The 14,221-nt window shown below is 66.7% G+C and carries 11 protein-coding genes; 7 read left to right on the top strand and 4 right to left on the bottom strand.

The window, feature by feature from the left end:
* Positions 1-3 precede the first annotated feature (3 nt).
* Positions 4-876, bottom strand: a complete 873-nt coding sequence (locus H0W40_RS00955) for a PhnD/SsuA/transferrin family substrate-binding protein (RefSeq protein ID WP_292442142.1) — start codon at positions 874-876, stop codon at positions 4-6.
* A gap of 210 nt (positions 877-1,086) precedes the next feature.
* On the opposite strand from H0W40_RS00955, the gene H0W40_RS00950 reads away from it, so the two are divergent.
* The 3 genes from H0W40_RS00950 to H0W40_RS00940 are packed head-to-tail and all read left to right on the top strand — an operon-like array spanning position 1,087 to position 4,750.
* On the top strand, positions 1,087-1,596 hold the full coding sequence (locus H0W40_RS00950) for an arsenate reductase (azurin) small subunit (RefSeq protein WP_292442141.1): 510 nt from the start codon (positions 1,087-1,089) through the stop codon (positions 1,594-1,596).
* Positions 1,597-1,606: 10 nt separating this feature from the next.
* Complete coding sequence (locus H0W40_RS00945) at positions 1,607-4,105, top strand: arsenate reductase (azurin) large subunit (protein WP_292442139.1); 2,499 nt, start codon at positions 1,607-1,609, stop codon at positions 4,103-4,105.
* 30 nt (positions 4,106-4,135) lie between these two features.
* Positions 4,136-4,750 carry a nitroreductase family protein gene (locus H0W40_RS00940; protein WP_292442137.1) on the top strand — a complete coding sequence of 205 codons (615 nt, stop codon included), beginning with the start codon at positions 4,136-4,138 and terminating at the stop codon, positions 4,748-4,750.
* A gap of 72 nt (positions 4,751-4,822) precedes the next feature.
* On the opposite strand, the gene H0W40_RS00935 is transcribed toward H0W40_RS00940, so the two are convergent.
* The 3 genes from H0W40_RS00935 to H0W40_RS00925 form a co-directional block, all read right to left on the bottom strand.
* On the bottom strand, positions 4,823-8,428 hold the full coding sequence (locus H0W40_RS00935) for a DUF748 domain-containing protein (RefSeq protein WP_292442135.1): 3,606 nt from the start codon (positions 8,426-8,428) through the stop codon (positions 4,823-4,825).
* 166 nt (positions 8,429-8,594) lie between these two features.
* A complete protein-coding gene (locus H0W40_RS00930) occupies positions 8,595-9,008 on the bottom strand; it encodes a hypothetical protein (protein WP_292442133.1) in 414 nt (137 codons plus the stop codon).
* A gap of 95 nt (positions 9,009-9,103) precedes the next feature.
* Positions 9,104-9,493, bottom strand: coding sequence for an MAPEG family protein (locus tag H0W40_RS00925; protein WP_292442131.1), 390 nt, complete (start codon positions 9,491-9,493; stop codon positions 9,104-9,106).
* Between the two features lie 165 nt (positions 9,494-9,658).
* Between H0W40_RS00925 and phaR the strand changes: the two genes are divergently transcribed.
* From phaR to H0W40_RS00905, 4 genes are read left to right on the top strand one after another with little or no spacing between them, the layout of a single operon-like run.
* Positions 9,659-10,264: a polyhydroxyalkanoate synthesis repressor PhaR gene (gene phaR, locus H0W40_RS00920; RefSeq protein ID WP_292442129.1), complete on the top strand. Its 606-nt coding sequence runs from the start codon at positions 9,659-9,661 to the stop codon at positions 10,262-10,264.
* Positions 10,265-10,304: 40 nt separating this feature from the next.
* A complete protein-coding gene (gene rimO, locus H0W40_RS00915) occupies positions 10,305-11,720 on the top strand; it encodes a 30S ribosomal protein S12 methylthiotransferase RimO (RefSeq protein WP_292442128.1) in 1,416 nt (471 codons plus the stop codon).
* 10 nt (positions 11,721-11,730) lie between these two features.
* Positions 11,731-12,927 carry a PLP-dependent transferase gene (locus tag H0W40_RS00910; protein ID WP_292442127.1) on the top strand — a complete coding sequence of 399 codons (1,197 nt, stop codon included), beginning with the start codon at positions 11,731-11,733 and terminating at the stop codon, positions 12,925-12,927.
* On the top strand, positions 12,894-13,928 hold the full coding sequence (locus H0W40_RS00905) for a methionyl-tRNA formyltransferase (protein WP_292442125.1): 1,035 nt from the start codon (positions 12,894-12,896) through the stop codon (positions 13,926-13,928). The genes H0W40_RS00910 and H0W40_RS00905 overlap by 34 nt, the downstream gene beginning before the upstream one ends.
* The last annotated feature ends 293 nt before the right edge of the window (positions 13,929-14,221 follow it).

The following is a 14,221-nucleotide window of genomic DNA, read 5'->3' as shown; positions in this document are numbered from 1 at the left end:
GTCCTATCCCACTCGTGCACCGCTCAGCGCAGCCAGCGCAGCGATGCTTTCGAACAAGGCCGGCTCGAAGCGGCCGAAGCCGCTCAGGTTGAGCTCGCTCAGCAGTCCCTTGCCGTTCGGATCGTCGGCCATGCCGAGCAGGGCGCCCTGCAGCCGGCGCTCGATCTCGGGGTCGAGGCTGGCCCGCACGGCCAGCGGCGGAAAGCCGTAGAACTCGCTTCGCCATGCGACGCGCGTCTTCGCGACCAGGGCCGGCGCCACCCGTTGCAGGGTGTCCCACACGTAGCCATCGACGGCGCCCGCCTGTGCCAGCCCTGCCGCCACCGCGCTGACCACGTTGCGATGGCCCCAGGTGTAGAAACTGCGCGCGAAATGCCGGTCGGGATCGACGCCGGCCTTCATCAAGGTGGTGCGCGGCACCAGGTAGCCGGAGTTGGAGTCGGGGTCGGAGTAGGCGAAGACCTTGCCGCGCAGATCGAGCACCGAGGCTGTGTCCGCATCGGTCGCCGGCACGATCAGGTAAGACTGGTACAGCGGCTCGCCGCGGTAGAGCGGCACCGACAGGCCGCGCAGCTGCGCCTTGTTCATCACCCACGGATAGCCGCAGATCCAGGCCGCCTCCAGCTCCTGGCTTCGCAGCAGACCCATGATGTCGCGGTAGCTGCGCCGGGAGACGAACTCGACGCGCATGCCGGCGACGGTGCTGAGGTAGCCGGCCCACCGGGCGAGAAAGCCCGTCTGGTCGTCGAGGAACACCGGCGTGGTGCCGAAGCGCAGCACGCTCGAGGCGCCGACGTTCGGCTGTGCCCGGGCCATGCTTGCCGGGCCGAGCCAGCAGGCCTGCAGGCCCGCGTGAATGAACTGGCGTCGCTTCATGCTGCCTCCTCCTCTATTCGAAGGTTACGGCGAGGTAACGCATCACCGACAGATCGGACAAACCCGCGTTACGACGACGTAACGCCAATTTCCGGGCGTGGGGAAAAGTCGTTTCGGATCAAGGACTTGGCCAGCACAGCCGAAGCGGCATGTTTCTCGCACATTGAACGGCGTCAGCAAAGAGCGCGTCATCCAACCGAGAGGGAGCCCATGGATTCCACCGTCAGCCGCCGAATGTTCTTCAAAGTCTCCGGGGCCACCGCCGCCGGCGTCGCCATCGCCAGCCCGGGCGCTGCGCAGGCGGCTCAGGTCGAAGCCGGCCGCACAACCCTGCCGTATCCCCGCAAGCCGGTCGCCATGGCTTCCGGCCTGAAGGTCAATGAACCCGTGAGCTTCACGTACCCGGACGACGCCTCGCCCTGCACGATGCTCAAGATGGGCCACAAGGTGCAAGGCGGCGTTGGGCCGGAGGGCGACATCGTCGCCTACAGCATCCTGTGCACGCACATGGGCTGCCCGGTCAGCTACGACGTGCAGGCGAAGTCCTTCAAGTGCGGCTGCCACTACAGCCAGTTCGACCCGGAGATGGGCGGGCAAATGATCTGCGGTCAGGCCACGGAGAACCTGCCGCAGGTCAGCCTCGCTGTCGCCAGCGACGGGGCGATCACCGCCACCGGCGTGCAGGGCCTGATCTACGGCCGCCAGTCCAACGTGCTCTGAGGAGGCTGCCATGACGAACCGCAAGGACCGCATCGCCCTGCCGCCGACCGGCGCGCAGAAGACCAACATGACTTGCCACTTCTGCATCGTCGGATGCGGCTATCACGTCTACAAATGGGACGAGGGCAGCGAGGGCGGCCGCGCCGCGAGCCAGAACGCGCTCGGCCTCGACTTCACGCAGCAGCTGCCGCCGCTGGCCGTGACGATGACGCCGGCCATGACGAACGTGATCGAGGACAAGTCCGGCAAGCGTTCGAACATCATGATCATTCCCGACAAGCAGTGCGTCGTGAACAGCGGCCTGAGTTCCACGCGCGGCGGCAAGATGGCCAGCTACATGTACACGGCCGACGGCATCGCGGCCGACCGGATGCTTTCGCCCCGGCTCTACACGGGCGATCAGTGGGTCGATATCGACTGGGACTCCGCCCTGGCGATCTACGCCGGCCTGATCAAGAAGGTGCTCGATACCGACGGGCCGAACGCCATTGCCTTCTCCGCCTTCGACCATGGCGGCGCCGGCGGCGGCTTCGAGAACACCTGGGGCTCGGGCAAGCTGATGTTCAGCGCCATCCAGACGCCGACCGTGCGCATCCACAACCGCCCGGCTTACAACTCGGAATGCCACGCGACGCGCGAGATGGGCGTCATGGAGCTGAACAACAGCTACGAGGACGCGCAACTGGCCGACGTCATCATCTCGACCGGCAACAACCCCTACGAGAACCAGACCAACTACTTCCTCAACCACTGGCTGCCGAACCTGCAGGGCAACACGGTGGAGAAGAAGAAAAAGCTGTTCGGCAACGAGGCCGTCGGGCCGGCGAAGATCATCTTCATCGACCCGCGCCGCACGGTCTCGCTCTCCGTGGCCGAAACGGCCGCCGGCAAGGAAAACGTGCTGCACCTCGACCTGCAGCCCGGCACCGACGTCGCGCTGTTCAACGGCCTACTGACGCACGTGGTCGAGCAGGGTTGGCACGACCAGGACTTCATCGCCAAGCGCACGAAGGGATTCGACGAGGCCGTCAAGGCCAATCGCCTGTCGCTCGACGAGTGCTCGCGCATCACCGGCGTGTCCGTCGCCAAACTGCGCCAGGCGGCCGAGTGGGCCTACCAGCCCAAGGCCGGCGGCGCGCGACCGCGCACCATGCACGCGTACGAGAAGGGAATCATCTGGGGCAACGATAACTACCTGATCCAGTCGGCGATGGTCGATCTGGTGCTGGCCACGCACAACGTGGGCGGCCGCCGCGGCACCGGCGTCGTGCGCATGGGAGGCCACCAGGAGGGCTACACGCGCCCGCCGCATCCCACCGGCGAGAAGATCTATGTCGATCAGGAGCTCATCCAGGGCAGGGGCCGGATGATGACCTGGTGGGCCTGCAACAACTTCCAGACCAGCAACAACTCGCAGCAACTGCGCGAGGCGGTGCTCAGGCGCAGCCAGATCGTCAAGGCGGCCATGTCCAAGGCGCGCGGCGCGACGCCGCAGCAGATGGTCGATGTGATCTACGAAGCGACGAAGCAGGGCGGCCTCTTCGTCGCGTCGATCAACCTGTACCCGACCATGCTGGCTGAGGCGGCGCATCTGATGCTGCCCTCCGCGCATCCCGGCGAGATGAATCTGACCTCGATGAACGGCGAGCGCCGCATGCGCCTGAGCGAGAAGTTCATGGACGCGCCGGGCGCCGCCCAACCCGACTGCCTCATCGCCGCAATGATTGCCAACAAGGTGCGCACGCTCTATCAAACCGAAGGCAACGCGAAGATGGCCGAGCGCTTCGCCGGCTTCGACTGGAAAACGGAGGAAGACGCCTTCAACGACGGCTTCCGCCGCGCCGGCCGCCCCGGCGCGCCGCCGATCGACAGCCAGGGCGACGACACCGGCCACCTTGCGACGTACGCGCTGCTGCGCGCCGCCGGCAACGACGGCGTACAGCTTCCGATCAAGGAAGTGAAAGACGGCAAGCTGATCGGCACGACGATGCTTTACACCGAGAAGTTCGGCACCAAGGACGGCATTGCGCAGTTCAAGCCCGCGCCGTGGCCGGGGCTGCCCAAGCCGGTGGAAACGCAAAAGGCCAAGCACAAGTATTGGATCAACAACGGCCGCAACAACGAGATCTGGCAGACGGCTTATCACAACCAGTACGACAGCTTCATCAAGGGCCGCTACCCCATGGCCTACATCGAGCTGAACCCGGACGACATGAAGGCGGTGGGCGCCGGTGCCGGCGACGTGGTCGAGGTGTGGAACGACTACGGCTCGACCTTCGCGATGGCCTACCCGGTCGTCGATGCCAAACCCGGGCAGACCTTCATGGTGTTCGGCTACGTCAAGGGCATCGCGGGCGACGTGACGACGGAATGGACCGACCGCAACGTCATCCCGTACTACAAGGGCACCTGGGCCAGCATTCGCCGTGTGGGCTCGATCGACGAGTACAAGCGGACGGTATCGACCAAGCGGCGCTCCTACGACAACGTGAGCAACGGCAAAGCCTGATCCCTTCTCCTTTCACCGGAGGAATCTCGAATGATCGCCACTTCCGTGCTCGCCTCGATGCTGACCCGGCGCTCGGTGTCCCCCAAGCGCCTGTGCGGCCCGGGTCCGTCGCCCGAACAGCTCGAAGGCATCGTCGGCGCGGCGCTGCGAGCGCCGGACCATGGCGGCTTGCTGCCGTGGCGGCTGATCGAGTTTGCGCGCGCGCAGCGACCGCGGCTGGCCCGCTTGTTCGAGGAAGAAAAGCTGCGGCGAGATCCGCTCGCTTCAACGGAGGACCTGGCCAAGGCCCGGGAGCATGCAACGCATGCGCCGGTGGTCCTCGGCTTCGTCGTGCGGCCCAGGCGCAACGTCGTGGTGCCGCCGCACGAGCAGTGGCTCGCGGCCGGGGCGGCGCTGGGGCACGTGTTGCTGGCCGCGCACTACATGGGCTTCGGAGCGATCATCCTCAGCGGAGAGCGTTGCGCCGATGCGCGGCTGCGCGAGGCGCTCGGTGTCGAGAGCGCGGAGACATTGGCGGGCTTCATCAGCATCGGCAGCATCGCCCGGAGTCCGCCTCCGGTTTCGCCGATGCCCGTCGCAGGCGTTCTGTCGGTCTGGAGGGGCGCTGACGAGCCGGTCCAGGACGCCGCAGCCCGCCGTTTCTGAATCGCAGCCGGTTCATCATCGGATGCGACGGGCCTCGGCGGCAGTGCTGCTGCCGAGCGATGCGTCCGGTTTTCACCGCAACGCTGCACCGCTGTCCATGTTCGCCGAGCTTGTTGGCGGCGCCACTGCGTCGAGTGTCAGCTTCGTGCTGACGGTGCGGCCCTCCGTCTCTTCCACCGACCGGATCGGCCCGATCTTCACCCGATCGGCCGGCGCGCCGGCCTTGCCGATCAGGTAGTCGCGGATCGCGTCGGCACGTCGCGCCGCGAGCCGTTGCACGGCCGCGTCGGGCAGGGGAAAGCTCTGGGCGATGCGCTCGAACATGGTGCGGTACAGGTCATCGGGCTGCGCACCGCCCGGGCGGCCGGTGCTCGCCTCCGCTCCGCTGGCTGCAGCCGCTGGCTGGGGCGGCGCGGCACGCAGTTCGCGCAGCGCTTGTTCACCGGCGTGTTCGACCAGCAGCGTTTCGAGTGCGCGCTGCGTGCGTTCGCTTCCGAACGCGATCAGCCCCTGCGATTCGCCTGCGGCCGGCTCGTCGCCCAGCACGCGTGCCAACTCGCGGCGTGCCGCCTGCCGGCGCAGCGCCTGCGTGTCGCGTTCGGCGGCATACGTGCCGCTCACGGCGAGCTGCAGCCGGGGTCGCTCTGCGAGGGCGCGCCCCACCTCTTCGAGTTTTTCGCGCTGCGGCGGCGCCAGCGCGTCGCTGCCGGCGCGGAACTCGATCTGGGCGAGCTGCTCGTCGCCGTCCTTGCCGTCGAACAGCCGGCCGAGGGCGCGAAACGGCGCCGTGACGACGCGCTTGAGCAGACTGCCGAGCGCCTCGCGCACGAGGGCGCCGATGTCGAACTCCGGGTCGCCGACATCGCCGCGCACGGGCACCGCCACGTCGATGCGGCCCTGCGCGTCGGTGAGCAGCGCCACGGCCAGATCGAGCGGCACGTCGAGCGCGTTGGGCGCTGCGACGCGTTCTCCGAGCCGGAAGTCGTCGAGCCGGATCTTGTTCTCACCGAGCAGTTGGCCGTTCTCGATGCGGTATTCGAGATCGAGCCAGAGCTTGCCTTCGGCCACCGTGCGGCCCGCGAAGGTGGCCGTGTAGGGCGAGAGCGGCGGCATCGCCACGTTGTTCATGCGCACGCGCAGGTCGAGGAATTCCGTCGGCGCGAAGGGCAGCAGGCTGCCGTTCACGCGCGCGGAGCCGAAGGGCTCGATCTGCCCGGCGGCCTGCACGCGCGCCCGCTCGCCGCGAGCGGTGGTGATGCCAAGCATGCTGCCGTTGAGCGACGTGATCTGCGTGGAGAACGGCAGCAACAGGCTGAGGTCGGCGTAGTCGAGCACGCCGCGCTGGATGCGGATGCGCTCTATCGCCACTTCGAAGGGCACCTCTTCCGGCGCCGGAGGGTTTGCAGTGCGCGCGGCGGCATTCGGATCGTCGCGGATCACTTGCGTGAGGTTGACCGAGCGGTCCTCGGCGATGACCAGCTTGGCGCCGGGCTCCTGCACTTCGATCTCGCGGATCGTCAGGCGGCCGGGGGCGGTGTCGAGCGTCACGCCCTCGGCTTGCAGCGAGCGCCAGGCGAGGAAGCGCTCCTCCGAGTCGGCCTCGTCGATGCGCACGGCGTCGACCGTCGCGTCGCCGGTGGCGCGCAACGCGAAGCCGTTGGTCTCGCCGGGGCGCAGTTCGAGCCGCCCCTTCGCCGAAAGCAGGCCCGAGCGCATCTCCAGCCGGGCATGGCGTGCGAGCAGCGGTTGCAAGGGGAGCAGCGGCAGCCGGTCGAGTTGGAGCTCGACGTCGCCGCTCTCGCCGCTTTGGGCGATGGCTCCTTTGGCCGTCAAGCTGCCGCCACCGGCCAGCGCCAATTGCGCGTCGAGTTGCATCGGCGTGTCGGCGGCACTGGCGATGTTGGCGAGGGTGGCGTCCTTCAGCTCGGCGGTGTATTCAATGGCCGGCTCGTAGCCGCCGTGGCGCAGGGCCAGGGCCACACCATTGGCGCGAAAGGCGTCGAGCGCGTAGCGCCAGTCGGTCGGCGCGTCGGCACCGGCATTGGCATTGGCATTGGCATTGGCATTGGCATTGGCATTGGCATTGGCATCTGAGCCGACGCGAGGCGGCTCGGATCGCCCGGTTTGTGCCGAGTCGGGCTGGCGTTCCGGTTCTCCGGACCCGCGGTCGGGTTGGCCACTCTCGGCAGGCGCCGTTTCGACGGGTGCCTCGCCGGAGCGCAAGGCTTGCAGGAGACCGGGCTGACCGCCTTCGGCCAGTTCCACTTGGGCGCTCCCACCCTGGGCGGCGATCTCGCCGATCCGGATGCTGCGCTCGCCGGTGTCGAGCCCAGCGCCGGCAACAGACAGCGTGTCGAAAGCCAGCAGCGGCTCGGCTGCGCCGATGGCAGCCAGCCTTGGCGCTTCGAGTTGCGCGGTGAGCGCGCTGAGCCGGGTTCGCGCTGCACCGGGACCGAAATCGAGCGCCACGCCGGTTGTGCCGCTGAGCTTCGCAATGTCGAGGACCAGCGGAATCGGCCGGCTCCGGTCGGCAGCCCGCAGCGCGACGCCTTCCACACGCAGCGCTTCGATGCGGACCCGCCACGGCGGCGCGTCTTGTTCCGCCGGCTCGCGCTCGTCGGCTGGCTGTGCATTCTTTTCGTCAGTCGGTGCCGCCGCAGGCTCGCCCAGCGCCTGCCAGTCGAGCCGGCCCTCCTTGTCGAACTCGAGGGCAAGTGCGCCATCGTCCAGGACGACTTCGGCGAACGCCAACTCGTGTGTTTGCAGATCGAGCCGGCCGCCAGTGGCGGAGATGGTTTTGAGGCTCAAGAAGGGAGAGCTAGCGCCCGTCGGCTGCAGCGCCACGCCGGTCAGCTGCAGTTCGGCGGCATCGAGTGTCAGCGCCGGGGCAGCCTGCGTGGCGGAGTACGCATAGCGCGTCTTTGCGCTCAAGGCGCTCGCCGGCGGTGCGAGATCGAGACCGAGCGAAGCGCGCAACAGCGGCCAGACGGCGGCCACGTTCAGGCCGGTCACTTGCAGTTCGCCGGCCGAGCGAAGCGCCGGCTGCAGCACGATCGAGCCCTGCGCGCGCAAGCTGCCATCCTCGGCTATCACAGCGCTTAGGCGGTATCGACCTTCCGGGCGCTCTTCGCCGCCCTGCGTCGAGATGTCGGAAGCTTCGATCTCGATGTTGCCGAGCGTCACGCTGGCGGGCGTGGGACCCCGCAGGTCGGTCAGCGCGAGCCGGCCGGCCTCCACGGTGGCGTGCTCGACGTGCAGAACCGGCGGCGGCGATTGCTGCGCTTCATCTTCCCGAGGGCGCAACAGGCCGGCCCAGTCGAGGCGGCCGTCGCCGTCGATCTCGGCACGCACGTGCAGGCCTTGCAGGCGCAGGGCGGAAAGCTTCCAGGCTTGCGCCCACAGGCTCGACCAGTCGAGATCGACGACCAGCCGCTCGAGCGTCAGCAACGGTTCTTGGTCGGCCTTGCGCGCAAGCTGCAGATCCTGCGCCACGAAGCGCAACAAAAAGGGATTGAAGCCGGTGTCGCCGACGGTCAACTCGGCGTCGAGCCGTTCGGCGGCATACGCCGGCGCGTGGCGCTCGACGAGTGCGGGCACCACCACGAAACCGACCAGCGCAAAAAGGCCGAACAGCAGCACGCCGACAGCTACCAATTTGAAGGCGGTGCGGCGGCTCATGCGCGGCTCATGGGGACCGAGTCGATCGCGGCAAGTTCGGTCGGCAGCGCACTGCTCTCAGCGCATAAAATCTTCGCAGGCATGGTCCGCAGTGTCGACCACTCCCGCAAGACAGCACGTAGAGCGAGCATCAGGATTGGGAGCGATGCGAGTGCCCGTGTCAGGCTTACGGCCCGCGCGGATTGAGTCTCGACGCTTGCCACATGTAGAACGTGACGGGCGCAGAGCGGGTCAGCACCCGCCCGTCTTCGTCCACGATCAGTGCCTGCAATTCATGATTCCCGCGATCGACGCCGGAGAGCTGAAAGCGTGTGCGGCTGTTGTCGGGCGCCGCCGGCTCGCCGTCGAGCAGCAGGCGGATACGGTAGCCCGGCGGCAGCACCGCGCCATCTTCCACGCTGAGCACGACGTTGACGTCGCCGGAGTTGTCGTGGATGGTTTCCTTGGGCGCCGGGCTGGTGATCGTCAGGCCGGCAGCCGATGCGACGGCCAGCGAAGCACACAGCAGCAACCCCGCGACGAGCCGCAGCATGGCGAGCACACGGGCAGGCGGGGCGGGGAAGAACAATCTGGCGTCCATCGTTTCGGTGTCTTGCAGCAACTTAGCCGAGCAGACGGCGTGCCCGCGATGAAAGGCGTAGCGGCGAACGACGAAGGGTTGATCGGACCCGATCCTCAGGTCAGCACCTGGAACGCCAGCGCCATCTGACAGACGAACCCAAACACGAAGGCAAGCGTGCGCACCCACGGCACCTTAAAGCTGTAGGCCAGGAAATGCACCACGCGCGCCCAGAAGAAGACCACGCAGGCCATCACCGTCACCGCGTTGTGCACGTCGACTGCATGCGCAACGAGCACCAGCGCCGCGAAGACCACCAGGTTCTCCACTGCGTTGTAGTGCGCCGCCTTCATGCGCTGCGCCCAGGCGTAGATCGGCTTCGGGTTTTCCGGATAGCCGACGGCATCCTTCAAGCCGCGCACCAGGATCAGATTGACGGTGTAGGGCACCCACATCAACGCAGTGAAGACGGTGGTGAAGACGAGGTACTCGAGCTCGGGGGTCATGGCGGCTCCTGCAGGGCTGGGTCGAATCGAGAGCGCAGCCGTGGTTGGCGGCGAAGGGGCACCCTCAGTATCGACTGACGCCGCAGTGCGGCGGCGCGGCGGGAAAACCCCCGAGAATGCGAGCGAGCGCGTCCTAGAATCGGCCGCCTCAGAGGAGTCGAACGCATGACGCAGAGCAAGGCGCGATCCCAGCGCAGCGCACCGCCGCAGGAGGAGGGCGATTCGGCCGCAACAGGCGAGGTCGCGTTGCGCATCCTCAAGAAATACCCGAACCGGCGGCTGTACGACACCCGCAGCAGTGGCTACATCACGCTGGCGGACGTGAAGCGCATGGTGCTCGAGCAGGAAAAGTTCGTGGTGCGCGACGCCAAGAGCGGCGAGGACCTGACACGCAGCATCCTGCTGCAGATCATTCTGGAAGAAGAAACCGGCGGCGTGCCCATGCTCTCGAGCGAGATGCTGGCCAACATGATCCGCTTCTACGGCCACACCATGCAGGGCCTGATGGGCTCCTACCTGGAAAAGAATATTCAGGCCTTCACCGAAATGCAGAGCCGCTTTTCGGAACAGTCCGGCGTCACCGGCGGCAAGAATCTCGGTCCTGAAGTTTGGACGCAGTTCATGAATGTGCAGGCGCCCATGATGCAGGGCCTGATGACGAACTACCTCGACCAGTCCAAGACGCTCTTCGTGCAGATGCAAGAGCAGATGCACAAGCAGGCCGGGCAGCTGTTCCCGCCCGGCTTCGGCATCGGCGGCAGCAAGAAGTAGCGACGGCGCACGCCGGCACCGCATCGGCGAAAATGCGGTCATGACCGAAAGCTCCCTGATCGAAGCGCCCGCCGCGGCTGCGCCCGCCCCGTCCGCCGCCGTGCCGAAGATCGGTTTCGTCTCGCTCGGCTGTCCCAAGGCGTTGACCGACTCGGAACTGATCCTCACGCAGCTTAGCGCCGAGGGCTATGCAACGTCCAAGACCTTCGCCGGCGCCGACCTGGTGATCGTCAACACCTGCGGCTTCATTGACGACGCGGTGAAAGAAAGCCTGGACACCATCGGCGAAGCGCTGGCCGCCAACGGCCGCGTGATCGTCACCGGCTGTCTGGGTGCCAAGGCAGGCGAGGGCGGTGCCGGCAATCTGGTGCGCCAGGTTCACCCCAAGGTGCTGGCCGTGACCGGACCGCACGCGACGCAGGAAGTCATGGATGCGGTGCACCTGCATGTGCCCAAGCCGCACGATCCCTTCGTCGATCTGGTGCCGGCCTACGGCGTGAAGCTCACGCCCAAGCACTACGCCTATCTCAAGATCAGCGAGGGCTGCAACCACCGCTGCAGCTTTTGCATCATTCCCAGCATGCGTGGCGACCTGGTATCGCGGCCGATAGGCGATGTGCTGTCGGAAGCACGCGCGCTGTTCGAGTCCGGCGTGAAGGAGCTGCTGGTGATCAGCCAGGACACCTCGGCCTACGGCGTCGACGTGAAATACCGTACGGGCTTCTGGGACGGCAGGCCGGTGCGCACGCGCATGACCGAGCTGGTCGAAAAGCTCGGCGAGATCGCCGAACCCTTCGGTGGCTGGGTGCGGTTGCACTACGTCTACCCGTACCCGCACGTCGACGAGATACTGCCGTTGATGGCGGCCGGACGCGTGCTGCCCTACCTGGACGTGCCGTTTCAGCATGCTCACCCCGACGTGCTCAAGCGCATGAAGCGCCCGGCCAGCGGCGAGCGCAACCTCGAGCGCCTGCAGCGCTGGCGCGAGGCCTGCCCGCAGATCGTCGTGCGCTCGACCTTCATCGCCGGCTTTCCGGGCGAGACTGAAAGCGAGTTCGATTACTTGCTCGATTTCATGCGCGAGGCGCGCATCGACCATGCCGGCTGTTTCGCCTATTCGCCGGTCGAAGGTGCCAGTGCAAACGCCTTGCTGGGCGCCTTGCCCGCCGAGGTGCGGGAGGAACGCCGCGCGCGCTTCATGGCGGTGGCCGAAGCGGTCTCGGCCGCGAAGTTGCGGGAACGGGTCGGCGCCGAAATGCAGGTGCTGACCGACTCGGCACCGGCGCTCGGCCGCAAAGGCGGCATCGGCCGCAGCTATGCCGATGCGCCGGAGATCGATGGCGTGGTGCGGTTGCTGCCGCCGCTCAAGGCTTCCAAGCAACTGCGTGTGGGGGAGTTCACCCGGGCGCGCATCGTCGGCACCGAAGGGCACGACCTCGTCGCGCAGCCGGTGTGAGGCGACGGCCATGAGCGAAGGCGACAACGACAGCGCAACCGACAGGCTGACCACGGGCCTGATCCATCATCGTTACCAGCCGCCTGCCGGTTTCGGCGCCGTGCCGCCGGGCGTGTTCAAGGCCTCGACGGTGATCTTCAAGGACACCGCTGCACTGCGCGCGCGTCGTTGGCAGGACAAGACCGGCTACACCTACGGCCTGCACGGCACGCCGACCACCTTCACGCTCGAGGAGCGCATCGCCTCGCTCGAAGGCGGGCGGCACACGCTGCTTGCGCCTAGCGGGCTTGCGGCCATCGCCCTGGTCGATCTGGCGCTTCTTGCCGCCGGCGACGAAGTGCTGCTGCCGGCAAACGTGTATGGCCCGAGCCGCGAACTGGCACGACACGAACTGGCGCGCCTGGGCGTTGCACACCGCCTCTACGACCCCCTGGATGCCACCGCACTCGCCGACATGATCGGCCCGCAGACGAAGCTGGTGTGGCTCGAGGCGGCCGGTTCGGTGACCATGGAGTTTCCCGACCTTGCAGGGCTGGTTGCGGCCTGCAAGGCACGCGACGTCATTACGGCGCTCGACAACACTTGGGGCGCGGGCATCGCTTTCGCGCCCTTCGATTGCGGCGTCGACATCTCCATGCAAGCGCTGACCAAGTACGCCTCCGGCGGCGCCGACGTGCTGATGGGCTCAGTGACGACGCGCGACGACGCGCTGCACCAGCGCCTGAAAACAACGCACATGCGCCTGGGGCTGGGCGTCGGCGCCAACGATGCAGAGCTCGTGCTGCGCTCGCTGCCATCGCTGGTCTTGCGCTACACCGCTCAGGACGCCGCGGCGCGCCGGCTTGCCGCATGGTGGCACGGCCGCAGCGAGGTTGTGCAGATCCTGCATCCGGCTTTCGAAGGGGCTCCGGGTCACGCGCACTGGGCGAGCGCCTGCCGTGCCGCGGCGGGTTTGTTTTCGGTGGTGTTCGACGCTCGCTACACGCAGGCGCAGGTCGATGCCTTTCTCGACACGCTGCGGCTCTTCAAGCTTGGCTATTCGTGGGCCGGGCCGGTGAGCCTGGTCGTGCCCTACGACCTGACCGCCCTGCGCGGCACAGGGGCCGGGGCGGGGCAGGGCATGCTGGTTCGCTTTGCGATAGGGTTAGAGGCGGCAGACGATCTGATCGCCGATTGCGAGCAGGCCTTGCCCGCACTGACCGCCTGAGCCGCAAGCACACATTGCATCGTGCGGTCTTGAACTCCGCAGGTCTGAAACACGAAAGGAATCGAACCATGAAGTTAGCGATCATCGGGCAGCAGGATTTCGGCAAGTCCGTGCTGGAAGCGTTTCTGGAGCGCAACGACGAAGTGGCCGGCGTGTTCTGCGCGCCGGAAAAGCCAGGTGCGAAGCCTGATCCGCTGCGCACGGCGGCCGAGGAACGCGGGCTGAAGGTATTCCAGTTTTCTTCATTGAAAGTGCCCGAGGCCCATGAGGCGCTGAAGGCGCTGAACGTCGATCTCGGCGTGATGGCCTACGTGCTCCAGTTCGCGCCGGACAGCTTCGTGCAACTGCCGCGACTCGGCACCATTCAGTACCACCCTTCGTTGCTTCCGAAGTACCGGGGCCCGTCGTCCATCAACTGGCCGATCATCCGCGGCGATACCCGAGGCGGCCTGAGCATCTTTCGTCCGACCGAGGGCCTCGACGAGGGCCCGCTGATCCTGCAGAAAACCTGCGACATCGGTCCGGACGAAACCATCGGCGAGGTCTATTTCAACAAGCTGTCCCCGATGGGCGTGAAGGCGATGCTCGAAGCCGCCGATCTGGTCTTTGCCGGCAAACACACGGAGACGGTGCAAGACGAGTCGCAGGCAAGCTACGAAGGCTGGTGCCGCGACGCGGAGGCGCGCATCCACTGGTCGAACCACGTTGATTTCATCTACAACCTGATCCGCGGCACCAATCCCGCCCCCGGTGCCTGGACCACGCTGAACGGCAAGAAGGTGCAGATCTTCGATGCACGCAAGCACTTGTTCCGCCGTTTCGCCGATGTGGCGGGAAAGATCGGTGAAGTGTCTGAAGTCACCGAGGCCAGCTTCAAGGTGACGGCGCAAGGCGGCGTCATCGAAGTGTTGCGAGCGCGCGGCGAGGACGGCAAGAAGTTGGCCGGCGGCGAATTCGCTCGCACCAACGGATTGGCCAAAGGCACCTTGCTCGGCACCTGAAGTTCGGCCGAGCCACGCCAACTCCCAGCACCCACGCGATGTAAGGTGCCGGCGGGTTGCCGAGGTCGTCCATCAGGCACTGCCAAATTGGCAGCGTCCGGGGCGCTGCGGCGAGGCTGTACGGCCTGAATCTCATAGGAGAAAGGCCCGACCGGCGGCTTCACTGAACCGCGCTAATGTATATTATGTAAACTGTTAGAGCGTTTCGCTGATCTGGCGTGCTTCATGCTGTCGGGCGCTCCAGCATTCACATCTCTGCGTTAGGCCTGAAGAATTTTCCGGCGACTTCTGGC

It is taken from the genome of Methylibium sp. (genome assembly GCF_013817345.1).
Lineage (GTDB): Bacteria > Pseudomonadota > Gammaproteobacteria > Burkholderiales > Burkholderiaceae_C > Methylibium.
This window is presented reverse-complemented; position numbering and strand designations above follow the sequence as displayed.

Excerpts from the sequence above, each read along its gene's own strand:
- H0W40_RS00935 (WP_292442135.1), bottom strand. The coding sequence starts at position 8,428 with ATGAGCCGCCGCACCGCCTTCAAATTGGTAGCTGTCGGCGTGCTGCTG.
- H0W40_RS00910 (WP_292442127.1), top strand. The coding sequence starts at position 11,731 with ATGAGCGAAGGCGACAACGACAGCGCAACCGACAGGCTGACCACGGGC.
- H0W40_RS00955 (WP_292442142.1), bottom strand. The coding sequence starts at position 876 with ATGAAGCGACGCCAGTTCATTCACGCGGGCCTGCAGGCCTGCTGGCTC.
- H0W40_RS00950 (WP_292442141.1), top strand. The coding sequence starts at position 1,087 with ATGGATTCCACCGTCAGCCGCCGAATGTTCTTCAAAGTCTCCGGGGCC.
- H0W40_RS00930 (WP_292442133.1), bottom strand. The coding sequence starts at position 9,008 with ATGGACGCCAGATTGTTCTTCCCCGCCCCGCCTGCCCGTGTGCTCGCC.
- H0W40_RS00940 (WP_292442137.1), top strand. The coding sequence starts at position 4,136 with ATGATCGCCACTTCCGTGCTCGCCTCGATGCTGACCCGGCGCTCGGTG.
- phaR (WP_292442129.1), top strand. The coding sequence starts at position 9,659 with ATGACGCAGAGCAAGGCGCGATCCCAGCGCAGCGCACCGCCGCAGGAG.
- rimO (WP_292442128.1), top strand. The coding sequence starts at position 10,305 with ATGACCGAAAGCTCCCTGATCGAAGCGCCCGCCGCGGCTGCGCCCGCC.
- H0W40_RS00925 (WP_292442131.1), bottom strand. The coding sequence starts at position 9,493 with ATGACCCCCGAGCTCGAGTACCTCGTCTTCACCACCGTCTTCACTGCG.
- H0W40_RS00945 (WP_292442139.1), top strand. The coding sequence starts at position 1,607 with ATGACGAACCGCAAGGACCGCATCGCCCTGCCGCCGACCGGCGCGCAG.